Annotated in this window: 19 protein-coding genes; 6 read left to right on the top strand and 13 right to left on the bottom strand. The window is 61.2% G+C overall.

The window, feature by feature from the left end:
- Window positions 1–16: 16 nt before the first annotated feature.
- Both NXS98_RS01440 and NXS98_RS01435 read right to left on the bottom strand, forming a co-directional pair.
- Window positions 17–3,976, bottom strand: a complete 3,960-nt coding sequence (locus tag NXS98_RS01440) for an SUMF1/EgtB/PvdO family nonheme iron enzyme (RefSeq protein ID WP_283846681.1) — start codon at window positions 3,974–3,976, stop codon at window positions 17–19.
- Window positions 3,969–4,835 carry an IclR family transcriptional regulator gene (locus NXS98_RS01435; RefSeq protein WP_283846680.1) on the bottom strand — a complete coding sequence of 289 codons (867 nt, stop codon included), beginning with the start codon at window positions 4,833–4,835 and terminating at the stop codon, window positions 3,969–3,971. The genes NXS98_RS01440 and NXS98_RS01435 overlap by 8 nt, the downstream gene beginning before the upstream one ends.
- A gap of 389 nt (window positions 4,836–5,224) precedes the next feature.
- Between NXS98_RS01435 and NXS98_RS01430 the strand changes: the two genes are divergently transcribed.
- Entirely contained in the window at window positions 5,225–7,063 is a 1,839-nt protein-coding gene (locus NXS98_RS01430) for a DNA topoisomerase IV subunit B (protein WP_283846679.1), read from the top strand.
- Window positions 7,064–7,097: 34 nt separating this feature from the next.
- Here the strand turns inward: NXS98_RS01430 and NXS98_RS01425 are convergent, their stop codons facing one another.
- Window positions 7,098–8,372: a Gfo/Idh/MocA family protein gene (locus NXS98_RS01425; protein WP_343214125.1), complete on the bottom strand. Its 1,275-nt coding sequence runs from the start codon at window positions 8,370–8,372 to the stop codon at window positions 7,098–7,100.
- A 199-nt stretch (window positions 8,373–8,571) separates the two neighbouring features.
- Between NXS98_RS01425 and NXS98_RS01420 the strand changes: the two genes are divergently transcribed.
- From NXS98_RS01420 to NXS98_RS01405, 4 genes are all read left to right on the top strand, one after another.
- Window positions 8,572–9,771: a sialidase family protein gene (locus tag NXS98_RS01420; protein ID WP_283846678.1), complete on the top strand. Its 1,200-nt coding sequence runs from the start codon at window positions 8,572–8,574 to the stop codon at window positions 9,769–9,771.
- Between the two features lie 80 nt (window positions 9,772–9,851).
- Window positions 9,852–10,184, top strand: a complete 333-nt coding sequence (locus NXS98_RS01415) for a hypothetical protein (RefSeq protein ID WP_283846676.1) — start codon at window positions 9,852–9,854, stop codon at window positions 10,182–10,184.
- A gap of 142 nt (window positions 10,185–10,326) precedes the next feature.
- Complete coding sequence (locus tag NXS98_RS01410; protein WP_283846675.1) at window positions 10,327–11,028, top strand: type II secretion system protein; 702 nt, start codon at window positions 10,327–10,329, stop codon at window positions 11,026–11,028.
- 73 nt (window positions 11,029–11,101) lie between these two features.
- A complete protein-coding gene (locus NXS98_RS01405; protein ID WP_283846674.1) occupies window positions 11,102–12,151 on the top strand; it encodes a choice-of-anchor M domain-containing protein in 1,050 nt (349 codons plus the stop codon).
- A 25-nt stretch (window positions 12,152–12,176) separates the two neighbouring features.
- Here the strand turns inward: NXS98_RS01405 and NXS98_RS01400 are convergent, their stop codons facing one another.
- From NXS98_RS01400 to NXS98_RS01370, 7 genes are all read right to left on the bottom strand, one after another.
- Window positions 12,177–12,596, bottom strand: a complete 420-nt coding sequence (locus NXS98_RS01400; protein ID WP_283846673.1) for a hypothetical protein — start codon at window positions 12,594–12,596, stop codon at window positions 12,177–12,179.
- Between the two features lie 6 nt (window positions 12,597–12,602).
- On the bottom strand, window positions 12,603–13,550 hold the full coding sequence (locus tag NXS98_RS01395; RefSeq protein ID WP_283846672.1) for an aspartate carbamoyltransferase catalytic subunit: 948 nt from the start codon (window positions 13,548–13,550) through the stop codon (window positions 12,603–12,605).
- 19 nt (window positions 13,551–13,569) lie between these two features.
- Entirely contained in the window at window positions 13,570–14,103 is a 534-nt protein-coding gene (pyrR, locus tag NXS98_RS01390; RefSeq protein WP_283846671.1) for a bifunctional pyr operon transcriptional regulator/uracil phosphoribosyltransferase PyrR, read from the bottom strand.
- A gap of 108 nt (window positions 14,104–14,211) precedes the next feature.
- Window positions 14,212–14,457 carry a DUF4032 domain-containing protein gene (locus NXS98_RS01385; RefSeq protein ID WP_283846670.1) on the bottom strand — a complete coding sequence of 82 codons (246 nt, stop codon included), beginning with the start codon at window positions 14,455–14,457 and terminating at the stop codon, window positions 14,212–14,214.
- Window positions 14,458–14,627: 170 nt separating this feature from the next.
- Window positions 14,628–15,518 (bottom strand): succinate--CoA ligase subunit alpha, encoded by an 891-nt coding sequence (gene sucD / locus NXS98_RS01380; RefSeq protein ID WP_283846669.1) that lies wholly within the window; start codon window positions 15,516–15,518, stop codon window positions 14,628–14,630.
- Window positions 15,519–15,548: 30 nt separating this feature from the next.
- Window positions 15,549–16,754: an ADP-forming succinate--CoA ligase subunit beta gene (gene sucC / locus NXS98_RS01375; RefSeq protein WP_283846668.1), complete on the bottom strand. Its 1,206-nt coding sequence runs from the start codon at window positions 16,752–16,754 to the stop codon at window positions 15,549–15,551.
- A 310-nt stretch (window positions 16,755–17,064) separates the two neighbouring features.
- Complete coding sequence (locus NXS98_RS01370; protein ID WP_283846667.1) at window positions 17,065–18,372, bottom strand: glycoside hydrolase family 99 protein; 1,308 nt, start codon at window positions 18,370–18,372, stop codon at window positions 17,065–17,067.
- A 138-nt stretch (window positions 18,373–18,510) separates the two neighbouring features.
- Between NXS98_RS01370 and NXS98_RS01365 the strand changes: the two genes are divergently transcribed.
- Entirely contained in the window at window positions 18,511–19,878 is a 1,368-nt protein-coding gene (locus tag NXS98_RS01365) for a patatin-like phospholipase family protein (protein ID WP_283846666.1), read from the top strand.
- Between the two features lie 25 nt (window positions 19,879–19,903).
- Here NXS98_RS01365 and NXS98_RS01360 read toward each other — a convergent pair whose 3' ends face one another.
- From NXS98_RS01360 to NXS98_RS01350, 3 genes are all read right to left on the bottom strand, one after another.
- Entirely contained in the window at window positions 19,904–20,320 is a 417-nt protein-coding gene (locus NXS98_RS01360) for a response regulator (protein WP_283846665.1), read from the bottom strand.
- A 15-nt stretch (window positions 20,321–20,335) separates the two neighbouring features.
- Window positions 20,336–21,544: a response regulator gene (locus tag NXS98_RS01355; protein WP_283846664.1), complete on the bottom strand. Its 1,209-nt coding sequence runs from the start codon at window positions 21,542–21,544 to the stop codon at window positions 20,336–20,338.
- A gap of 106 nt (window positions 21,545–21,650) precedes the next feature.
- Window positions 21,651–24,785, bottom strand: coding sequence for an efflux RND transporter permease subunit (locus NXS98_RS01350; RefSeq protein WP_283846663.1), 3,135 nt, complete (start codon window positions 24,783–24,785; stop codon window positions 21,651–21,653).

Genomic DNA, 24,785 nt, shown 5'->3' with positions numbered 1-24,785 from the left:
TTGGGGTCATAGACATTCAATCCAGCACGGCCACGCGGAAGCCCACATTGTACACGCGCTGCCAGACTGGATAATCCAGGCGGGAGGAGGCCCGCGATTCCTTGGGCCGCTCGGCCCACGAGCCGCCGCGCACGACTTTGCGCGTCTGGGCGGTGGGCGGCGAAAGCAGCGTGGGGGTGTATGGGTATGGCCGGTAATCATCCAAGGTCCATTCCGCCACATTGCCAATCATATCGTGCAAGCCCCACGCATTCGGGCGGTACCGGCCACATTCGGCCAGATGCAGCACACCATCATTAAACCGCGCGTCCTTCGGCACAAAATCCCAAAACTTGTCCGGGTTGGGGATGGGCTGCGGGTCCACGCCCTGCACCGCCAGTTGGCGCAGAGTGGCATCCGCCAGATTGGCGAACAGCGCAAAATCCGTGTTCAAATCCCCATAATACATAGGAGTGGCTGTGCCAGCCCGGCAGGCCCATTCCCACTGTGCTTCGGTGGGCAGGGTCACTTGTTTGCCGGTGCGTGCGGAAAGCCAGCGGCAAAACGCCATGGCCTGCTCCCAGGACACCCGGATGACCGGCAAATTCGGCGCATCCATGAGATAACCCGGCTTCACCTGATCCTTGTAGTGCATGTCGTAATAACCGTTGCGATGCTGCGGATCAAATTGCTGGTACTGGGCCAGGCTCACCTCCATCACCCCCAGCCAGAAAGGCCGCTCAATTTTCACCACCTTCATCGGATACTCATCCGCCTCCCCCTGCACATCGCCCATCGGAAATTCGCCGGCCGGAATTCGGCGGCACACGAGGGTCTGGCCGCCCCCCAAGTCCAGCCGCATCTCCACCGTCCCCAACTGAGCCTGCCGCGCCCTGGCTTCCGCCTCACTCAACGGCCAGCCGGCCAGCGTTACTGGCGCCGGCCGCGGCGGCATCGGCGGTGGTGGTTGAAAGGCCGGCCGTGGCGGCTGGGGCTGGGGAATTTCCTCGATATCCTCATGCACATTGGCGTATTTGATGGCGGCCTCCCGCCGCCGTTGGGCAAAGTTGGACGGGATGTGGCCGGCCTCATGGAAAGTGCCGTGGGCCGGCACATTCAGATCAATCCAGGTAATCAGCCGGTCCCACGCCTCGGCATCCAACCGCACGTTGTAGTGACCCTTGCGCAACATCTGCACCAGGCGGCTGGTGTCAGCATGAAATTCCAGCGGCGTGAGCACATGGTAATCGCCCTCCGGCCCATTCCGGCGCACAAAAGGATGCAAATTCAAATAGGATACCGGCAGCCGCGCCCCCACGGTAGTCCCCACGATTTGAGTGTTGGCCAGGTTGGGACGGGACGGGTCTTTGCCGTCATGGCACCCGGAGCAATACCGGTCCAGCACCGGCTGCACCTCGCGCAAAAAACTGAATCCCCGCTTGGGCCCGTACCAAGGTTGCGGGTCCACCGGCGTGCTGCGGGCCGCACTGGCATTGCGCAACGTGGAAGACTGGTTCTGGCGCTCGTGACACCCCACACATGACACATACTCACCAGGCATGCCCACAAACCAGCTCCGCATCTGTTGCAGGGCCTTGCCTTCCGCATCCAGCGGCTGGATGGCAATGGGCGTGTTGGCGGGCACGTTGAACAACGCTGACCCATCAGCCTGCACCGGCACCGTGCCAATCAGGCGCCGCACATCCCAGCCGCCTTCCATGCCTATGAAATAATGCCCGCCCATGTTGCGATAGGAGTACTCATATTGAAACAGGCGCAGGCTTTTTACCGTCCCCGGCGGCACGCCCTTCAGACCATCCCCCATATAAACATTGTGCAGATACACCACCGCGTTGGTCGCGCCCGGACGCACCTTGTCCTGGATGATGGGAGGCCGCTCTGTCTTGCGCAGCGGCACCGGCTCCAACAGCGCGTAGCCCGGCTCCTCCCGCAACAGCAGCATGTTGTCGTAAATGTCCACCAGGTAAATGCCCCAGGCGGCCTGCGGCGTTGGCTTGCAGGCCACCAGAAAATGTTTATCGCTCAAAGGAAACGGATGCAGAAACTTCGGCCAGGAACCATCCACCAGTGCGTCCCTGATGACGGCCTTGACCGGCTTGCCGTAGCCTGGAATGCGCTGAATCGCCCCGGCGTCGCTCTGCCGCCCGCGCGCCGCATCGAACAAGACCAGCTCGCCCATGCGCGGCACGCCGTGATGCCCGCTCACGATGCCCACAAATTTCGTCGCGCTCCCCGGCAGCGGCCGCGCGTAAAACAGGGAGTTGGGCCAGTAGGAATTGCTGCCGTAAAACTCCATCTGCCCCGTGCCATCGGGGTTCATGGACATCAATACGCGACTGAAGTAGTGCGCGCTGTCGGTGTACTCCCATCGCAGATACATTACCCGGCCATTGGGCAACATTACCGGACACCAATTGTTATCCTGGTCAAAACAGAGCCGCCGGATGTGTTTGCCGTCCGGCGTCATGAGGTGCAGATTGGCCACGTAATCCGCCCCCCCCACGCAAGGCACGCCGGTGAAGGGTGTCGTGGCATCGAAAATAATCCGCTCGTCCGGCAGGTATATGGCATCGTAGCTGTCAATGTCCGGCTCATCTCCCGGAGTGACCTGCCGCAGCCCCGTGCCGTCCACATGAATCTCAAACACCTGCCATCGGCCATGCGAACCGATGGATGAAAAAAGCAGTTTCTGGCCGTCGTAATGCAAATCCACATCTCCCACAAAAACGTCCTTCGCCGGCTTGTACACCCGCCGCAAAACTGGATTTTCCTCGCGCACCTTCATCCGCACCAGTTCATTGTCCATGCGAGGATTCAGGTTGGTGTTGCCCTGCCAGTTTTGCGGCAGGCCGAGGTTGCCCTCCTGCCGCTTGATGAGCAGGATTTCCTCAAAATCCAGGGCTGGGTTGCTCAACAAAGCCCGCCGCTCCAGCGCCTGGTATTGTTGCAGAACCTTCAGGGCCTGGCGCTCGCCCGCCGCCAGCGCCGCTTTCACCTTCGGCAGCTCCTGTTCAAAACGCCCCAGTTCCTCCAGCACCTCCGCCCCTTCGCGATATTTTTCCCCATACGTTGTCCGCAAATCCTCCACTGCCCGTCGCAAGGCTGCCGGATTCAGCCGCTCCAGTTCACCCCGCGCCCGCTCAAAGGCCTCCACCTCCCCCGCCACTTCGACCAGCAGATTCAACCAGGCCGGATTGTCGGGCGGCGTCCTGGCGCTCACCAGGGATTGCAAACGCTCGCGCGCCGCGTCGGCTTCCTTCAACCGCTTCAGCAAACCGCCAATGACCTCCTGCTCCACCGCCGTGCTGTCCATCTGGCGCAGCCACCGTGCCGGCTGGCCATATTTGGAAAACAAAGCCATCTCCCGAGGATACTGGGCGGCCAATCCCGCCACCACCGCCGAAGGGGAAGACACCCCGCTCTGGTAGTAAAAACCACAATTGCCGGTACGATTGTAAATCTTGAACAAAACGGTGTTGGTGCCGGGCCGCAGCTTGACATTGACGACATCTTGGTCCGGCCCCGCCCCCCGCGGCACATCGCGCGACAGCACTTTTTCTCCATTAAACCAGAACTCGCAGCCGTCATCACTCCCCAGGCCAATCCGCAGCGGCCCGCCCGCCTTGGCCACCAAAGTGCGATAAAAGTAGGAGGACGTGCTGTTGCCCGCCCGCAAATCGTTCACCACCCCGTTGGGATAATCCCGTTGCGTCCAAAGTCGGCGTTTCCCGTCGGCGCTGCGCGCCTCCAAGTCCACTCCGTGCTCAGGAAACAGCGCCTCCTCAAAAGATTTGGCCGGCAACGGGCCGGTGGTGAACCAGGGCGATTCCTGCACCACGGCGTTTGCCATGGCCGCCTTGCGTTGCGCCAGCAACGCCTCCGCCCAGCCGGCCGTGGCCGCCTCGGCGCTGCAGGCCAGGAGGCCAATCCACCCCCATCCTAAAGCCAATCCGATGCCCAATGCCCTGCTATTCATGCCCGTTTCCAGTTTTGCCATTGTTCTTTTCAGGCGCGGGAATCCATCCAAACCCCAACCGCCGCGAAACTCGCTGCGCCTGTTCCATGACCAAAGTGGCCACCGCAGGAAAATCTTTCTCGCGCAGCCGGTCCGCCGGCCCGGTGGTCCACAACGCCGCCACCGGATAGCCGTGCCGGTTGAAGACCGGGGCCGCCACACAGTGAATGCCCGTCAGTTGCTCCTGCCGGTCCACCGCATACCCCTGCCGCTCCACCTGCATTAGCTCCGCTTCCAATGCTTGGACGCTGCACAAGGTGCGCTCATTGAATTTTTCGTATTTTATCTGCTGCAACACCCGCCGCCGCTCCTCCTCCGGCAGAAAAGCCAGCATCGCCTTGGCGGGCGCCGCCGTATGCAGCGGCAGACGCGCGCCCAAATCCACCGAAAACTTGAAGGGATGCGTGCCCAGCACCTGCCCCAACACCACCAGCGCATCGCCGGCCAGCGTGCCAATCAAAACAGTCTCCTTTACCCCATCCCGCAACACCTTGGCGGCATCCATCGCCTCACTCAGCCAGTCCTCCTCCGCCAACACCCGGCTGCCCATCGCCACCAGTTTCCGACTGAGCCGCAACACCCGCCCTTCCTCATCTCGCACCAGGTATCCATGCGCCTGCAACGTCTGGCTCAGACGGTGCACACTGGCGGCCGGGTACTGCAACCGCTCGGCAATCTCGCGCTGGGTCAATCCCTCCGGATAATCCACCAGCAATTCCAAAATCCTCAGCCCCCGCTCCAGGCCGGGCACCGGACAAGCCCCCTCGGTTGGACGGGGCCTGCTTGCTCTGGACACGGTGCGCGGCACAGGACGTTTCATTTCATCTATGGAAAATGTTTTCGCTATTGAAATCTTTGACCCGCACCGCGTCAAGCTATTTTGTGAAAAATTCCGCCCCCGGGGCGCGTCAGCCTCTCGTCGGGAATAACGCTGTCGCCGCCCAAGGTGTGGCATGGGAAGCCCTTATGCAGAGAGGCCTATAAACATCGAGGGATGAAGCAACCGAGGGCTAACAATGCGGTGGCTGCGTGTCTTACCCCACCTTTCCCCATGGATATGGTTAAGCCTGCCTCAATCTGTTGTAGGTTCATGGATGGAGGCCCGCAAGGGATTGTGGAGGTCATTGCAAAGGGATTGATTTTCGGTCCGCCTGGCTATAGGTTGTTGACCAGAGGTCCGCCCGGCTGAAATCGCCGGCAGATGATTTTATGGCAGAGCCAAAAAGCAACAAACACGTTTACGACGAAAGCAAAATCAAGACACTTTCGTCGCTGGAGCATATTCGGCTGCGCACCGGCATGTATATTGGGCGCATTGGCACCGGCGCCCATTATGATGACGGTTGCTATATCCTGATGAAGGAGGTCATTGATAATGCGGTGGACGAGTACATCATGGGTTATGGCAAGGAGATTCAGATAACTTTGGAAGACAAAAAGGTCACGGTGCGCGATTTCGGCCGCGGCATCCCCCTGGGCAAACTGGTGGACTGCGTGAGCACCATCAACACCGGCGCCAAATATAACGACGAGGTTTTTCAGTTCAGCGTGGGGTTGAACGGCGTGGGCACCAAGGCGGTCAACGCCCTGTCGCGGCATTTCCTGGTGCGCAGCCATCGGAATGGCGAATTTGCCGAGGCAGTGTTCAAACAGGGCAAACTCAAACAACAACGCGAGGGCAAATGCCCCGGCGAGCCGGACGGCACGCTGGTCACCTACGAAGCCGACCCGGACATCTTCAAGGACTACGAGTACCGCCTGGAACACATTGAGCACCGCCTGCGGCACTACAGCTACTTGAACCCCGGCCTGCGGCTGGTTTTCAATGGCAAAGTTTTCCAGTCCCGGCATGGGCTGCTGGATTTGGTGATGGAAGATTTGCGCGCCGATGGCGCCGAGCCGCTGTACCCTCCGCTGCATTACAGCAGCAAGACGCTGGAGTTTTGCTTCACCCATACCAACAGCCGTTACGGCGAAACGTTTTATTCCTACGTCAATGGCACCTACACCAGCGACGGCGGCACGCACCTGAGCGCGTTTCGTGAAGGCCTGCTCAAGGCGGTCAATGAATACAGCAACGGCAAGTTTGACGGTGACGACGTGCGCGAAAGCATGGTGGGCGCGATTGCCATCCGCCTGAAGGACCCTGTGTTTGAATCCCAGACCAAAAACAAGCTGGGCAACACCGAGATTCGCAGCGAGCTGGTCAACAAGGTGCGCGAGGAGCTGCTGCACTTTTTCAACCGCAACAAGGAAATCGCCGACCAGATTGTGGCCAAGGCCGCGGACACCCAGCAGTTGCGCAAGGAATTGCAGGAAGTCAAAAAGCTGGCCCGCGAACGGGCCAAGGCCATCAGCCTGCGCATTCCGCAGCTCAAGGATTGCAAGCACCACCTGGACCGCAAGCGCGGCAAAGGCGAGGACACGATGATTTTCATTTGCGAAGGCCAGTCGGCCGCCGGCTCCATCACCAGTTGCCGCGATGTCAACACCCAGGCGGTGTTTGTGTTGAAGGGCAAGCCCCTCAACGTCTGGGATTTGAAGCGAGATGTGATGTATAAGAATGACGAGCTGTACAACCTCATGCAGAGCCTCAATCTGGAGGACGGCATCGAGGGCCTGCGCTATGGCAAAATCATCCTGGCCACTGATGCAGACGTGGACGGCCTGCACATCCGCAACCTGATGATTACCTACTTCTTCCGCTTCTTCGAGCCGGTGGTCCACGAGGGGCGGCTCTTCGTGCTGGAAACCCCGCTGTTTCGTGTCCGCAACAAGCAACGCACCATCTATTGCTACAGCGAGGCCGAGCGTGACAAAGCCGTGACCGAGCTGGGGGGCAAACCGGAAATCACCCGTTTCAAAGGCCTGGGCGAAATCTCACCGGCTGAATTCAAGCAATTTATCGGCAAGGACATGCGGCTCAGCCGGGTGGAACATGCGCCACGCACTGAAGCCGCCGGCATTTTCACGTTCTACATGGGCAAGAACACGCCCGAGCGCAAAGACTACATCATGGAACGTCTGGTGGTGCCGGTGGAGGATTAACCCGCCTGACCCAGTAATAAGCCGCGCCCCTGCTTCAAACCTTGGGCGCCCAGCCGGGCCGATACTCCCGCTGCCACAACTTCATCGCCTGCGCATCGTCCACAATGCGCTCCTGCGCCGCGTCATAACGTAGCGTCCGGCCCACCCGCCAGGCGATGTTGCCCAGGTGACACAGCAACGCGCTTTTCTGGGCTTCGGCAATCTCACTGGTAAGTTTGGCATCGCCCCGAATAGCATCCAGGAAGTTGCCGATGTGCACTTTGTCTCCCGCCGGGCCGGAACCCTTGGCGACTTCCACTCCCTTCATATCCAAAATCCGGTAGCCCGCCCCCTCAAAAATCAGGGAGCCTTTCTCGCCATAAAAATGCACCAGCCCATATTTTTCTGTGGGACGCGGATGACAACTGCTCCATTCCCAAGTGGCGTAACAGTGGCCAAAATCATAAGTGACCACCCCCGTGTCGGGCGTCTCCTGGTCATCATTGAAATGATACCGCCCGCCCGTGCAGGCCACCTGCCGCGGAGCGTCCACGCCCAACCCCCACCGGGCCAGGTCCAGGTAATGCACGCCGTTGTTGCCCAGCTCGCCATTGCCCCAATGCCACATCCAATGCCAGTTATAATGCACCAGATTATCCTTGTAAGGACGCTCCGGCACCGGCCCCTGCCACAAGGAATAATCCAGCCACTCCGGCACCGCCGCCGGCTGGCCGCGCCCAATGCTGCCGCGGCTGTTGGTGTACCAGCAGCGCGCCGTAATTACCCGACCTATCACGCCCTCCCGCAGCCGGTTCATCCCCTCGATGATGCCCGGAAAACTGCGCCGCTGATTGCCCATCTGCACCAGCCTTCCATATTTGCGCGCCGCAGCCACAATCATCTGGCTCTCTTGCGCTGTGCCGCTGCCGGGTTTTTCCACGTACACGTGCTTGCCCGCCGCGCAGGCCAGCACCGTGGCAGGGGTGTGCCAGAAATTGGGCGCGGCGATGAACAGGGCATCCGTAGTTTTATCCTCCAATACCTTCCGAATATCCTTCTGCCCTTGCGGGCGATAATTGGTCTGCTTCGCCACCGTTTCCGCGGCCCGGTCTGTGCGGCGGGTATCCACATCGCATAACCACGCAATTTCCACTCCGGGCAATTCCAGCAGCGCGCGCACATGATCCAGGCCGCGCCCCAGCCCCATCACCGCCACCCGCAGGCGGCGGTTGGGCGGATTCTCGGCAGACCACAGGGAAAATGTGCTCAAAGCGGCCATACTGGCGCCTGTAGCACGCAAAAAACGACGGCGAGGCATGGGATTCATCATGCCAGCATTCTAAAAGCCATCCCGGCTCTGCGCAACCAGGAATCCCCAGTCCAGCAGAGTAACCAGACCCCTCCGGGCCACAGCCTGCAAGTTTGCCCGTTCATGCGCCGCCAGCCTTAAGCGATTGTGTTGGCCTTTTTCCTTCCGTCCCCTTAGCTTCATTTGTAAACACCATCGAATGTACTATTTTGCGTGGCGTATGAAACATAGCAGTAACCCACACCGGCGCGCCTCATGGTTATTCCAGTCATGCCTTGCGGGCATTCTCTGGCATCTGGTCTGTTGTTGTCCGTCAGCTCCCGCCGCTGAAGCTGCCTCCACTCCTTTGTTGCGAGTGCCCGTTTTTACCAGCGGCCAGGATGGTTATCACACTTACCGTATCCCTGCCCTCCTGCGGGCGGCCAATGGCGATTTGCTGGCCTTGGCCGAGGGCCGCCGTCATGGCGCCGGTGATGCGGGTGACATTGATTTGGTGCTCAAACGAAGTGCTGACGGCGGCCGCACCTGGTCCTCCCTGCAAGTCGTGTGGGACGATTCCACCAACACCTGCGGCAACCCCTGCCCGGTGGTCGAGCGCGAAACCGGCCGCATTGTCCTGCTGATGACCTGGAATCGCGGCGAGGACCGCGAGTCCCAAATCATTAACCAAACCAGCAAGGATACCCGCCGCGTCTTCGTGACCCACTCCGATGACCACGGGCGCACCTGGTCCCCGCCGCGTGAAATCACCGCCCAGGTTAAACCCACCAACTGGACCTGGTTTGCCACCGGCCCGGGAGCCGGCATTCAACTGGAAAAAGGAGTTCACCGCGGCCGGCTGGTCATTCCCTGTGACCACATAGAAGCCGGCGCCAAACGTTATTATTCCCACGTCATTTACTCCGATGACCGGGGCCAAATCTGGAAGCTCGGCGGCCGCACGCCGCAACCAGCGGTCAATGAATGCGAAGTTGCGGAGCTAAGCGACGGCCGCTTGATGCTTAATATGCGCAATTACAACCGCGCCAACCCCACCCGCCAGGTGGCCTTCAGCGCCGATGGCGGACTCACCTGGACGGACCAGCGCCACGTGCCTGAGTTGATTGAACCCATTTGCCAGGCCAGTCTCCGGCGGATTGCCTGGCCGGAGGGGCAGAACCCCGGGGCGCTCCTGTTCAGCAACCCAGCCAGCACCAACCGCCGCGAACGCCTCACCGTGCGCCTCAGTGAAGACGATGGCCGCACCTGGCCCCGGGCACAAGTCGTGGACCCTCGGCCCGCCGCCTACTCCTGTCTCGCCGCAATTTCTCCCACGGAAGCTGCTGTATTGTATGAAGCAGGCGAAAAAAATCCTTACGAAGCCATTTGGCTGGCGCGTTTGCCCCTGACGTGGCTGAAAACCGGGACTCCACGCCCTTAGCTCAGCCACCGCCGACAACGGCGGCTGGCTGGCGCTTTGCCATTGTCCCGCCTGGCCTCCTGTGCTATAGGTAATCAGGCATGTTGAAGCGGCGCCATAACTTTGCCCACCGCCGCCCGCTGTGGAAATCGCTGGCGGGAGCCGCGATGATGGCGTTGTTTTCCCTGCTCCTGGCGGCAAGCTTGTGCCAGGAAATCCATCATTACTTCCACTGCGACGCCCAATCGCCCAATCACCAATGCGTGGCCACCCAAATGGCCGCAGGCCAGTTGTTGGAAGGGCCGGACGCCGCAGCCCTGCCAGCGCCGCACTGGCAGCTCACCTCCCTGCCCCAGTCTCATCATTTTCTCTGGCTGCCCGCAAGCGACCTGCGCTTGATGCCGGAGCGAGCCCCTCCCCAGCCCTCCGCCTGACTCTCGGCGGTTCCCATCGCAAGCCATGCGCGGGACTCAGGCGAGTCCCCCCTGCTTGTTGGTGGGAATAAATCCAACTTCTCCATAACTGCGGTTTTTGACCGTCACCGCAAGTTTTCCTCAAAAGATGGTCCAAAAGAAAATGACTTTTGCAAACAGCCGTCGGCACGGAGCAGGCCGTGCAGCGAGGCGGGCATTTACGTTGATTGAGCTGCTGGTGGTGATTGCCATCATCGCCATCCTGGCCAGCTTGCTGTTGCCGGCTCTGGGCCGGGCCAAGGCCAAAGCCAAGGCCGCCCATTGCCTGTCCAACCTCCGGCAAATCGGCTTGGGCATTCAAATGTACGCCGAGGACTTCGACGGTTATGGCCCCACCACCTCGCATGGGGGGGACACCAACCGCTCCTGGATTCATTTGCTGCGGCCGTACATTGCCACGGACAAAGTGCGGGTCTGCCTGGCGGACCCCCACGGCCCGGAGCGAGTCGAGCGGCAGGCCTCGAGTTATATTCTCAACGAATACACCTCGGTGGATGCCCTGGACCCGTTTGGGATGCCTCTGCCCAATGAACCCTCCTACCGCAAGCTCTCCGCGCTGCCCAAACCGTCGGAGACCTTCACGGTGTTTGAGGCGGCCGACCATCTGGGCCACAGCACCTACAACGACCACACACACTCGCGCAACTGGAACAACTGGAATGCGGTCATCGCGGACATCCAGCCCGACCGCCATCTCCAGGCGGCCAACTACCTCTTCGCCGACGGCCATGTGCAAAGTCTCAAGGCCAGTTACCTGAAAGCGCTGGTGGACCGGGGCATCAACTTTGCCAAACCACCCCGTTGACCACCGCCTTGAAAAGTTAAACTTACGAAAACCAAACCGGACGGCTCCGGCCGTCCACCAATGAACCATGTTAATGAAAAAACTTCTGTTCTCCTTCCTCCTCACCGCGGGCCTGGGAATGGGATTCGCCGCCCCTTCGCTTTGCAGCGCCTGCTTCCATCTGACCTCTGAACACGCCGATTTGCGGGTCACCTTCACACAAGGCGCCACGCCGCCGCTGGGATTGATAATCTATTGTGAAGCTTTGGAAACCGGTTTTGCCACCAACGAAATCACCATCGTGGCGCCGGAACACTCCCGCCTCACGCTGCCGCCCGGCACGCCTTTCGGCGAAGCCGGAGCTTCCCTTTGGGTCTTGCCGCAAACCGCGCAGCCCAACCTGCCCCTGCTGGGCAGCAGCGGCGAAGGCGTGCCCGAAGGGGTTCTGGTGGATAACCGCATGGAAATCCGCCTCACGCGTGTGGAGGGACCCGGACACTTTTTATTATGGCAAACCTTGGGGCCCGGCCAGTTCAACCTCCTCATGGACTCGCGCGACGGCCTCAGTGCCAACGACCAAACCACCCTGGAGGTGAATGCCCACAAGCATCACGCCTGGGGATTTACCACCACGGGCGTCTATCGCCTCACTTTTCAGGCCGCAGGCACTTTGGTGGGACAATCCCAGCCCACCTTGAGCCCCGGGCACACGTTCATCTTTCACGTCCTGCCCTTGCGGCCGTGGGAAAACTGGCAGGCCACCCACTGGCCGTGCGAATGCAACCCGCAACTAATCGGCCCCGGCGCCGACCCCGATGCGGACGGCGTGGTCAATGTGGCCGAGTACGCCCAAGGCTCCAACCCCCACCTGCCCGATGCCCATGAACGTCCTCAAGCCACGGTGGTCCGGCATAACGGCACCCCCTACGGCGCATTAATCTTTTTCCGTGCCAAAGCCGCCACCGATGTGCTGGCCATGCCCCTGGCCGCCACTCAATTACTGGGTAGTTCCTGGGAGAACACCATGGTCATCCAACACGTCGAAGACCTGGGCGACAGGGAGCGCATAACCATCCGGGATGCACTACCCCTGACTCAAGCCGTGCAGCGGTGGTATCAATGGCGGCTGCAACTCTCTCCTTAGACCGGCCCAACTGCGGCCAGAGTTCTTAAACAGCCTGCCGCCACTGGCGGACACGCTCCTCAATGAACGCCAGCGGGCCGCCGGCTTGCGCGACGGCCTGCTGCCATTGGGCCATTTTCTCCGGTGGCACGCTGGCCTGCTCCACTTGCGCGGCGGGCGGAAGGTTCTGCAAAAGCTGCACGATTTCGCCCAACGTGCCGAAGCAAAAGAGGCAGCGGTCACTTTCCTCCTGCACCAACGGGCTGAACAGGCTCACCCACACGCCGTCGCGGCGCAGCAGGTAGATTTGCTCCTGCTGCTGTGGGTCATCGGGCGCGATGGTGGATTGGGTGACGATGAACGGCCCCAGGCGGCGATTGTGCGGATGCAAGTCATAGACCCGGCAGGCCTTATAATCATTGGTGAGTGCCATGGTCACCCCGCCGTATTCACGGGGAATATTCACGGGGAATCAGTTGGAGCCCCCCAGTTCCTGCGGGCCTTGTCCGCCGTTGATGAGGTACAGCACCGCCATGCGCACCGCCAGCCCATTGTTGACCTGGTCCAGGATGACGGAACGGTCGCTGTCCGCAATCCAACTTTCAATTTCCACACCCCGATTGATGGGGCCGGGATGCATGATGAGCGCGTCGGGTTTGGTCAGCTTGAGCCGCGCACTGTTCAAACCAAACAGGGCGGCATACTCGCCCGTGCCGGGAAACATCGTCTTCCGCTGCCGCTCGTGCTGAATGCGCAGCAGGTTCAACACATCCGCATCCCGAATGGCTTCCTCCAAGTGGTAGGTCACCCGGCAGCCCATGCGTTCAAACTGGCGCGGCACCAAAGTGCTCGGCCCGCAAAGCGTCACCTCCGCACCCAGCTTGGTGAGCAACCAGATGTTGGAGCGCGCCACCCGGCTGTAAAGGATGTCTCCCAGGATGGTGACTTTAAGGCCAGCAATGCGCCCTTTTTTCTCCAACATGGTAAAGGCATCCAGCAGGGCTTGCGTGGGATGCTCATGCGCGCCATCGCCGGCGTTCACCACGCTGGCGTCCAGCACCCGCGCCAGAAAATGCGGCGCGCCCGCCGCGCTGTGGCGAATGATGATGATGTCCGTGTTCAGCGCCTCCAGATTCCGCGCCGTGTCCTTGAGTGTCTCGCCCTTCTTCAGCGAGGACGCCTCGGCGGTGAAATTGATGACATCGGCAGAAAGACGAATGGCCGACAATTCAAAGCTGGTGCGCGTGCGGGTGGAGGGTTCCACGAAAAGGTTGACCACCGTTTTGCCGCGCAGCGCCGGCACCTTCTTGATGGCCCGCTCGCCCACGGCCTTGAACGCCCGGGCGGTGGCCAAAATGTGTTGAATTTCCTCCGCGGAGAGGCTCTCGATGTCGAGCAGATGTTTCCGGGTCCAGGTCATAGGCGGCAGCATTATGCACTCACGGACGCATCAAGTAAACCGCATCTTCACCGCCCTCTTCGTCCAGCCGCATCTCGATGTGGTCCGCCGGCGCCGTAGGGACGTTTTTGCCGACAAAATCGGCGCGAATGGGCAGCTCGCGATGGCCCCGGTCCACCAGCACCGCCAGTTGCACCCGCCGGGCGCGGCCAAAATCATTCAAGGCATCCAACGCCGCGCGCGTGGTGCGCCCGCTGAAAAGCACATCGTCCACCAGCACCACCACTTTGCCGGTGATGTCGCCGGGAATGTGCGTGGGATGCACGTGCGGAGCCAGGCGCTGGTCCAGGTCATCCCGGTGCATGGCCACATCCAGCGTCCCCACCGGCACGGGCCGGCCCAGTTCCTTCTCCAACAAACGCGCCAGGCGCCTGGCCAGGGTCACGCCGGCGCGCTGCACCCCCATCAACACCAGGTCAGTGCAATCTCCATTGCGCTCCCGAATCTCCCGCGCCATGCGCTTCAAAGCGCCGGCAATCTCCCGGCTGTCCATCAAAATGTGTTGTTCCGCCATAAAAATGAATATGTGGGCCTGGCGGCCAATTGTCGTACTGGAATCCCGGAATTCTGGGTTGGCCCCCCTTCCCGCCGCTGGGGGCGCGTGGGGAACGCCTGCGGCACCTTATTTGTCGCCGGCCGGCTTCTCCTGCTGCTGTTGGGTGGCCTGCCGGCTCTTCCGCCATTTCGAGCGATGCTTCAACACCCAATCCGCCAGGGCACGCTCAAAGCCGATATCGTAACCCGCTTTTTCCGATTCGTACCACTTGTGACGTAAAATTTCCTCCCGTTCGAGCTGAAACTCCCGGTAAAGCGCCGAGTTCTTTTCCAGCTCTTTCGCCGTCAAGGTGCCTTTAGGATCAGCGGGCATACATTCGCTTTACCAAGATAAGTTAACACGACCGTGATGGAAATAACAGAAAAATTTCACCTACGCCGCCCCGGTATTGAACGGGAGGGAAAGCTGCCCGTCCAGCCGGTGCAACTGCCCACCCCACAGGCGGTTGGGCACCCGGCGGCGATTACCGGGCCACCACCCGCCTACATCATTTTGAGCAACGTTTCGGCCATCTCCGACGGTGTGGGCGCCACCCCGATGCCCGCTTCCTTGAAGGCGGCAATCTTGGCGGCCGCCGTACCCTTCCCGCCGCTGATAATGGCCCCGGCATGGCCCATCCGGCGTCCCGGCGGCGCCGTGGCCCCGGCGATAAATCCGGCCACGGGCTTCTTGCAATGCTGCTTGATCCACGCCGCCGCCTCTTCTTCAGCGCTGCCCCCAATCTCGCCAATCATGATGATGCCGTGGGTGTCCGGGTCCTCGTTGAACATTTTGATGATGTCCAAATGCGACGTGCCATTGACCGGATCGCCACCAATGCCCACACAGGTGGATTGGCCCACACCCCGGCAGGTCAATTGCCACACCGCCTCGTAGGTCAGGGTGCCACTGCGGGAAACCACCCCAATGTGACCGCGCTTGTGAATGTAACCGGGCGCAATCCCGATGCGGCAGCCACCGTGGGAGTCCTTGCCCGGCCCCGGTGTGACAATGCCCGGGCAGTTCGGCCCAATCAGCCGGGTGGGCTTGCCCTGCATGGCGGCCTTCACCTTGACCATGTCGTTGATGGGAATACCCTCGGTGATGCAGACCACCAGCTCCAAGCCGGCATCCACCGCCTCCAGAATGGCATCGGCCGCAAAGGCAGGCGGCACAAAAATGGCCGAAACCTTCGCGCCCGTAGCCCGCGAAGCCTCGGCCACCGTGTCAAAAATCGGCACCTGATTGGCAAATAGCTGGCCCCCTTTACCAGGGGTCACGCCCGCCACCACCTGCGTGCCGTAATCAAGGGAAAGTTGGGCATGCCGGGCGCCAAAACTGCCGGTAATGCCTTGAATGATAATCTTCGTGTCAGGTTGAATTAAAATGGCCATAACGATTCAGCTCTGTAAAAGGTTCCAGATTCAGTTCTTCAAGCAGCCCACCACCTTCTGGGCGGCATCGGCCATGGAAGTGGCCGGAATCAAAGACAAGCCGGATTCGGCGAGTTTCTTGCGGCCTAAATCGGCATTGTTGCCCTCCAGCCGCACCACCAGCGGCAGGCGCAGCCCGGTTTCCCGCACCGCGCCAATGACGCCTTCGGCAATGGTATTGCAATCCATGATGCCGCCAAAAATGTTGATGAGGATGGCCTTCACATTGGGGTCGCTGAGAATGATTTTGAAGGCCGCCATGACCTGCTCCTTGCTGGCACCACCGCCCACATCCAGAAAGTTCGCGGGCATGCCGCCGTAATGCTGGATAATGTCCATGGTGGCCATGGCCAGCCCGGCGCCATTGACCATGCAGGCAATGTTGCCATCGAGCTTGATGTAATTCAGGTTGTACCGGCTGGCCTCCGTCTCCAACGGCGACTCCTCGGCAAAATCCCGCATCGCCGCCACATTCTCATGGCGATAGAGCGCGTTATCGTCAAACCCAATTTTGGCATCCACGCACACCAGCGCGTCCTTGCCCTCCGGCGTCTCCACCACGCACAGAGGATTAATCTCCACCAGCGAGGCGTCCAGGCTCCAAAAGGCGCGGTACAGGCTGGTGAACAACTTGGCCCCGGCGCCAATCAAATCGCCCTTCAATCCCAGCGCCACCGCCACTTTGCGGCCCTGGTAAGGCATCATGCCCACCATGGGGTCAATGGTTTCCTTGATGATTTTTTCCGGCGTCCTGGCCGCGACTTCTTCGATGTCCATGCCGCCTTCGGTGGAAGCCATGATAATGGGCTTGCTTTGGGCGCGGTCCAGCAGGGCAGCCAGGTAGAATTCCTTTTTGATTTTGGCGGCACCCTCCACCAGCAACGTATGTACCACCCGCCCCTCCGGCCCGGTCTGTTTGGTAACCAGCGTGTTGCCCAGCATGGCCTGTGCGCGCTCAAAGGCCTCCTCCGCGCTGCTGACCACTTTTACCCCGCCCTGCAAACCGCTTTTGAACACCCCCTTGCCGCGCCCCCCGGCGTGAATTTGTGACTTGACCACCACGGCGCGGTAACCGGCGTCCAACAATTTTTGGGCGGCCGCGCGGACCTGTTCAGGGCTTTTACAGGGCTCACCTGGTGGCACGGCCACCCCGAATTGGGCGAGCAATTGTTTGGCTTGGTATTCGTGTATGTTCATCCGTCAAGGAATCGGTTTCGGAAGGTTAAGGTTAAAGGGGCAAGTTGCTGACCACCGGAGCAGGAATGACTGGTCACACAGCGCCCCGGCTTTGTGCTGCCACAAAAGCCCGCGCCGGGTGCCACATTCCAGACACTCATAACCCAACAGTCCGCCAGCAGGAAAAACTGGCGTGGACTGCATCTTGACGGCGGGCTGCCGCAGCGTCAACGGTTTTTAGTTTTTTTAATGATGCCCCGCCGCATCCCCACTTCCAAAAGCGCGCCTGAATCTCCTCGCCGTCTCGGGCAACGCCGGCGTGCGGCGCGGCTCACGGTTTGATGGGCAGGGTTTCGCTGAGGGGCATTTCCCCCCGCAACATCCGTCCCGCCGCACCCACCAGGCGCAGGTAAAAATCGCTGGGCAGCCCCTCGTAGGTCACAAAAGGCGAGGCCCCCACCGGCGGGTCATTGGTCACCTTGAAGATGGCCGTGCCCTCGTCCACTTCATCAAACATGGCCTGGTAGGCCATGGTGGCGCCCATGCGCTTCAGCTCCACATATTGGGCCCAGAGAAAACGCCCGCCCAATCGGGGGATTTGATTCAGGGGCGCATTGGTGCGCATGTTGTGCCAGCTAAAGCCGGGAAACACCACCGGCAGATAATCTTTGCCATTCGCCTTGCACCACTCCAAATCCGGCTGCCAGCGGCGCGCCGCGTGGCGTTGGACGCCCGGCAGGTCCGCATAACGGCCCACCGTCCAGGGGCTGACGATGTCTCCGGCCTTGATGAGTTCATGCATGAAAGCATCATTCACACAATCCTGGTCGAGCGTACGCCAGCCCGTGGGCACCCCCAACAACACCGTACATTGGCCCGCCACCGGGTCAGCCTTGAGAAACCGCACCAATTCCATGCCTTCGGCCAGCGTGTAGCGGCGGCCATCATTAAAACCCAGGCCCCACACCGCCACCACCGGCTTGCCCCGATGATGCAAATAAGCGGGGTCCTGCGTAATGCGCATCCGCGTTACCAAAAGCCGCCAGTCCTCCATCACCCGCGCCATTTGCCCGGTGCGCATGCCGGACAAATCATACATGACCGCATAAGTGCGCCCGTGCAGGTTTGCCCCCTCCCGGCAATGATTCAACACCACGTTGAAATGGCGCAGACCGCGCGGATTAAACACTTCCACCGCAAATCGCTGCACAAAAACGCCATCCAGTCCGTATTGTTTCATCCAGCTAAAATGGCGCAAAACCGTCTTGCGGTTGAACGAGCTGAACACTTCCGCCACCCGCCCGTCGGCATGCCGGAATGCCGTGGGATACCGCTCATCCGCCTCCATTTCGCTCATGTCCGGCCACATATCAATGGTGCAACTGCCCGGCTGAAAACCGCGCCGTCCCTGCCAGTGATAAAACCCCCGTCCGGCCCCATCGCCCTCTGCGGCAAACCATCCCTGATAGCCACACAAAATCTTGCCGGTCATGGTTTTGGGGTCCGCTCCCTTGTTGGAGACCCCACGAAAGGGAATCATGGTGCGCTCAATGATTTCCTCCCGGCTCATCTCCGGCGTGCCCCAGTCCGGCGCCGGGGCAGCCGCTCCCACCCCGCCATAACACAGCCACGCGCCCATGGCCCCAAGCATCCCCAAATATCTCATGCCTGCGATGCATTGCATGAAACAAGCCTAAAACAGGTACTCCCAAACTTAAACTCTTTTTGCGGGTTCACCTCTTGAGAACCGATTCGCGCTTGACGTCCCTTGTCTGCCATGAAGAATTCACTCGTGGTGCTGAATCCCTCCAAACCATACTCCCATCCCAGCCCCAGGCGTGCTGATGCAATGGCCATTGCAGTGCTGCTGGGATGCCTGCTGATGGCTGTCGGCACCGGTTGCGCCACCTACCGCCCGCGCAACGCGCCTCCCCAGTCGGAGGAAGCCTTCATTCGCATGCCAGGTTTCCAGGAGGACGTACGCACCTGGGGCGATGTTGAGAGCGAGAGTTTCCGCCGCAGCATCGCGCAAGCCTTTGCGGGCGACGCTGATTTGCAATCCACCAACGCCGCCCAAGCCGAGCCTTTCCAAGTGGACATCCTGGCCATTTCCGGCGGCGCGGCTAATGGCGCTTATGGCGCGGGTTTTCTCACCGGCTGGAGCCAGACAGGCAAACGGCCGCGCTTCAAAATTGTAACCGGCATCAGCACCGGAGCGTTGATGGCACCCTTCGCCTTTTTGGGGCAGGAATATGATGGTTTGATGTCGGCGCTCTATACCAATGTCACCACCAAACAGATTTTCCTGCTGCGCCTGTTTGATTTATTGGGGATGTTCACCCGGGACCACGTAGCCGATACACGCCCCCTGCGGCAAATGGTGTACAATTATTATGACGAATACCTTATTGAGCGGGTGGCTTATGAACACCGCCGTGGCCGAAGGCTCTTGGTCGGCACCACCGCCCTCGACGCCCAGCGGCCGGTGATTTGGGACTTGGGTGCCATCGCCGCCAGCGGCCATACCAATCGCTCCACCCTCTTCCGCGAAGTGCTCCTGGCTTCAGCGGCCATTCCAGTAGCCTTTCCCCCCGTCTATTTGGCCGTAGAGGCCAATGGACGGCAGTATGACGAAATGCACGTGGACGGTGGCCTGATTAATCAGGTGTTCATCTATGACGCCGTCTGGGACGCTCTGAAGGTGATGACCAACAACCTCCAGCGCCCCGTCAACGTGCGCCTGTTTGTCATCCGTAATAATCATCTCACCGCCGACTGGCAGGAAGTGCCGGCGCGCCTGGTGCCGATTGCCAAACGCTCCCTGGCCACCATCGTTAAAAGCAACAGTTACGGGGATTTATTCCGCCTTTACACCCGCACCCGCGAACACGGCGCCCAATTTTACCTCACTGCCATCCCTAATGACCACCGCTTGGAGCGCAAAGAGGAGTTTGACCGGGAAGCCATGCGCGCCCTTTACCAGCTTGGCTATGCCGAAGCCAGCCAGCCGGACGGATTCCCTTGGCTGGACCGGTTTGACGGCCCGCCCGGAGGCATGGAAGTGTACCGTCCCACCCCCTCCCAAACCACACCTCCCCAACCGGTTACGAGGCCTCGGACATCTTCACCCACCAAGCGGCGCTAAACCGCCGCGGCCATCACCTCTCCGCTCAATGCCGGGGCGGGGCGGTTTCCTCCGCCAGCCGCAGCCGCTCCTCCAGCATGGCTTGAATGGCCTGCCAGCCATCACCAGAACGCGGCTTCTCCAGAAACAAGGCGGCCCCCTCCCGCAGGGAGGCCTCTTCGCGCCCGGGAGGGGCATCGCCGCTGATGGCCGCAATCAGTAGATGGGGGTAACGCTCATGAGCCTCCCGGATGAGAGCCAGCCCCCCCGCCCCCGGCATGCAGACATCCACCACCAACAAATCCATGGGATGGCGTTGCAAGAAGTCGAGCGCCGCCTGCGCTTGTGAAGCCGTGTGCACTTTCCAGCGGCCGCCCGCCAACTGCTCCAGAATCATCCCCATGAGTTCCAGCAGCACCAGGTCGTCATCCACAATCAACACCTGATGACACGGAGCAGTCATGGCTGGCAGGACGGGTTAGACCTGGGGCAGCACTTCCCGGGCCAGTTGCCGCCATTCTGGCAGACGCTCCTTCCATCCCGCCGCCTCCAGGGCTTTCTGGGTGGCTTCGGTTACGGCCGCCGCTCCCTCGCCGCTGGCCTCAAGCTCGTGGCACAACCAGTTGGCCGCCGCCACGGCCGATAGCGGGCAAAAGGCGCGGTCCAGGAGCCAGCCGGGCGCGTGATGCAGAATCACTGCCTCCACAATGTCCAGCGGCAACCCCCACACGCCCAGCAAGGCCGCCCCCACCTCGGCATGGGAGGCGCCAATCACCTCCTGCTCCGCCGCGCAACCCGAAAGCCCCTGCTCGCGGGCCAGGCGCATGGCCCGGCTGTAATCTTCCGGCAGGTTGGCCGCCAGCACCAGTTTGCCCAAATCATGCAACAGGCCGGCTGTGAAGGATTCGCTCACCCCCCTGGCCTCCACCCGCTCCGCGCGAGCCAGCGCCTCGGCCAGCCGACCCACCGCCAACGAGTGCCGCCAGAGCCGGTCCACCGAGAAGTCCCGGCTGTTGATGTTTTCAAAATAAGAAAAACTATGGGCGAGCAAAAGCAGGGACCGCGTAGTTTCCGTGCCCAGCACTTGCAAGGCCTCGAGGGGCGTGTTGACCTGATATTGCAGGCCAAACGCCGCCGAATTGGCCACCCGCAGCAGCTTGGCGCTCATGGAAGGGTCCTTGGCAATCAGCTCGCCTACCGCATCCAACGTGCTGTCCGGCGATTGCAGCTCGCGCACCACGCGGAAATAGATTTCCGGCGGGCTGGGCAGCTTGTGCAGCCGCGCGAGAATCTCCGGCAGGCGCTCGCCGGGCATCCATTGGCGCAGCGTCAGCGCCCGGACCAGCGCCGTTTTCAGCACCTCGGGCGGACACGGATGCGGCAGCAACTGGTGCATGGCGGTCACACTCTTGGCCAGGGTGCGCCGCTGCGCCAGGTCGGCGGACAAAAAACGCAGCGTGCGCGGCTGGGTCTTTTGCACCGTTTCGAGCAACTGCAGGCCATCGCCGCCCGGCAGGGCCATCTCGGCCACCACGGCGTCAAAGATTTCCCCCTCCTTTTGCACCGCAGCTTGCGCCGTCGCGGCATCCGGCGCGGGAATCACCGTCCAAGGCCCGCCAGGCAAAGTATCCGAATTAGCCGCCACCATTTCCGCCGGCCAGGTTGTGCCTGCCAAGAGTATGCGCATAATAGAAAGTCGTATGCCCTCGTCCCTTGGGAGAGACGCACCCATTCTAATCAATCCCCCACCGCTTGTCCAACGGGGAATCGGCCCGCCCAACCGCTCAATCCCGTCAGCCGCCGCCGGTCAACCGCCGCCGCAGCCACTGGCCCAAATCATCCAGCCACGAATAAACCACCGGGGTCACCACCAGGGTCAACAACAGGCACAACGCCTGCCCGCCAATCACCACCACGCCGGTGGCCCGCCGCTCCTCCGCCCCCGGTCCCGATCCCAATACCATCGGAACCATGCCCGCCACCAGCGTGAAGGTGGTCATGAGGATGGGACGCAACCGGTCTCGATTGGCCTGCAAAATCGCCGCCGCCCGCTCCATGCCCGTGGCGCGCAACTGATTCATATGGTCAATTTGCAAAATGGCATTCTTCTTGACCACGCCGAACAAGACCAAAATCCCCAGCGCGGAATACAGGTTGATGGTTTGGTCGGTGGCCCACAAAGACAGCAGGGCAAAAGGCACGGAGAGCGGCAGCGAAAGCAAAATGGTAAAGGGATGCAACACATTCTCAAACTGGGAGGCCAGGATGATGTACATCAAAATAACCGACAGGGTGAACGCCCAAATAAACTCTTGGAAGGTGGTTTCCAATTCCCGCGCCCGGCCGGAGACCCGCGTGCTGTAACCCGGCGGCAGATTCATTTTCGCCACCTCCTCGCGCAGCGCCGCAATGCGGTCGGCCTGCGCGTACCCGGGCGCCACTTGCGCGCGCAGACTGACCTGCCGCTGCCGGTCCAGCCGGTCCACCCGCGACACCGTGGCAAAGGCCTCCAAGCGCACCACGTTGTCCAGCCGCACCAGCCGGCCCTGGGCATCGGGCACAAACAGCCGCGCAATGGTGGTGGCATTGGTGCGATCGGCCTCGCTCAGGCGCACCTGCACATCGTAGTCTTCATTGATGGTCTCATCGTGAAAACGGGAAACCCGTTCATCGCCGCCCACCATGATGCGCAACGCCTCGGCAATGTGCTCCGTATCCACCCCCAGCCGGGCCGCACGGTCGCGGTCAATCTCCACCCGCAGCTCGGGCTTGTCCAGCTTGAGCGTCGTATCCGCGTCCAGCAGGCCCAGGTCAGGCGCCTTGAGCCGCAGGCGCTCCGAATACTCCGCCAGCACATCCAAGTCCGGCCCCAACAGGGCAAAATCTATGTCAAAATTGGGGCCGCCGATGCTGAAGGTCTGAGGATTGCGCACGGAAATCCGGACATCCTGCATCTGGCGCAGCGCCCGGCGCACCTGCTGCATGACCTCCCGCTGCGAATAATTGCCCTGCCAGGCGCGCCACGGCGGCCATTGCAGCAGCCGCTTGAAGCTGAACACCCGTTCCTCATGCGGGGCCAGCCGCACATAAAACCGCGCGCTGTTCACGCCCCCGAAACCACCGCCGCCCACGCTCGTCAGCACCAGGCGAATGCCCGGCACCTGACGCAGCAAACCTTCCGCCTGCTCGGCCACTTTCACCATCGCCGGGAAACTCGTCCCCTCCGGCGCCAGCAGGCTGACATCAAACTCCCCCTCGTCCACATTGGTGGGAATGTATTCCTGCCGCACCATCTTATAAATCGGCAGCGACGACGCCACCACGCACGTGGCCAGCACCACCGTCAGCACCCGGTGCCGCAACGCCCATTGCAACAGCGCGGTGTAATGCCGGTCCAGCCAGCCGTAGAATCCCCGGCGCGACTTCGGCCCCTCCCCCCCTCCCCCGCCCTGGGCACGCAATAACCGCGCGCTCATGGTGGGCGTCAACGTGAACGCCACCAGCAAACTCACCAGCACCGCCACCGCGGCGGTCAGGCCAAATTGATAAAGAAACCGCCCGGAAATGCTCGACATGAAGGAAACCGGCACAAAAATCACCACCAGGCTGAAGGTCGTCGCCATCACCGCCAGCCCGATTTCCCGCGTCGCCTCGCGGGCCGCATCAAAAGGAGGCAGCTTCTTTTCCTCCACAAAACGGAAGATGTTTTCCAGCACCACAATGGCGTCATCAATCACAATGCCCACCATCAGCACCAACGCCAGCATCGTCACGCTGTTGAGGGTGAAATTGAGCGCCTTCATCATGCCAAAGGTGGCCACCACCGAGGCCGGTATGGCAATCGCCGCAATCACCGTCGCCCGCCAGTTGCGCATGAACAACAGCACCACCAGACTGGCCAGAATGCTACCCACCACCAGATGCCGCTGGATTTCGTGCAGCGCGGCGAAAATATAACGCGATTGGTCCCGAATAATCTCCACCCGCACATCCCCCGGCAACAAGGCCTGCACTTCCCGCAAACGCTCCTTGACCCCTTCAATCACCGCCACGGTGTTGGCCCCAGTCTGGCGCATCACCTCCAGCGTCACCGTCGGCACGCCATTCAGCCGCGCCAGGGTCCGCTGCTCCTTGGTGCCGTCCTCAGCCCAGCCAATGTCGCGCACGCGGATGGGGGAGCCGTTGCGCGTGGCCACCACCAAATCATTAAAGGCTTTGGGATCCGTCAACCGCCCCATCGTGCGCAGGGTGGACTCCCGCACCGCCGTGGTGACCAGCCCGCCGGGAATGTTGGCGTTCTGCCGCTCCACCGCCTGGCGCACCGCCGTGATGGGTATCCGATAGGCCGCCAGCCGGTCGGCATCCACCCAGATGTTGATGCTCCGCTCCAAGCCCCCAATCACGTTGACCTCCCCCACCCCCAGCGAACGCTCAATCTGCTTCTTCACGATTTTGTCCGCCAGCTCCGTCAGCTCGCGCTGGGAGCGATCTCCGGTCAACGCCATCGTCAACACCGGCGAAAGATCATTGTCGGCCTTCGTCACCACCGGTGGATAGATGTCGCGCGGCAGATTGCGCACCACCCGCGATACCCGGTCCCGCACGTCCTGCGCCGCCGCGTCAATGTCCCGCGACAAATCAAACGTTACAATGATGAACGACTGCCCCAGCCCGCTGATGGACCGCAATTCCTTGATGCCTTCAATGGTGTTGATGGCCTCCTCCAGCGGCTGCGACACCTGCGTTTCCATCTCCACCGGGGAGGCCCCCACCAGCCGCGTGCTTACTCGCACCGTGGGCAAATCCACTGCGGGAAAACGGTCCACCCCCAGATGCAAATACCCCGCCACCCCCACCACAAACAGGGAAAGGATGATCATCGAGGCGAAGACCGGACGCCGGATGCAGATTTCGGCCAGCTTTTGCAT

Origin of the sequence: Fontisphaera persica (assembly GCF_024832785.1) — a bacterium.
GTDB lineage: Bacteria > Verrucomicrobiota > Verrucomicrobiia > Limisphaerales > Fontisphaeraceae > Fontisphaera > Fontisphaera persica.
Note: the sequence above shows the minus strand (reverse complement) of the source record. Positions and strands in the feature narration are given on the sequence as shown.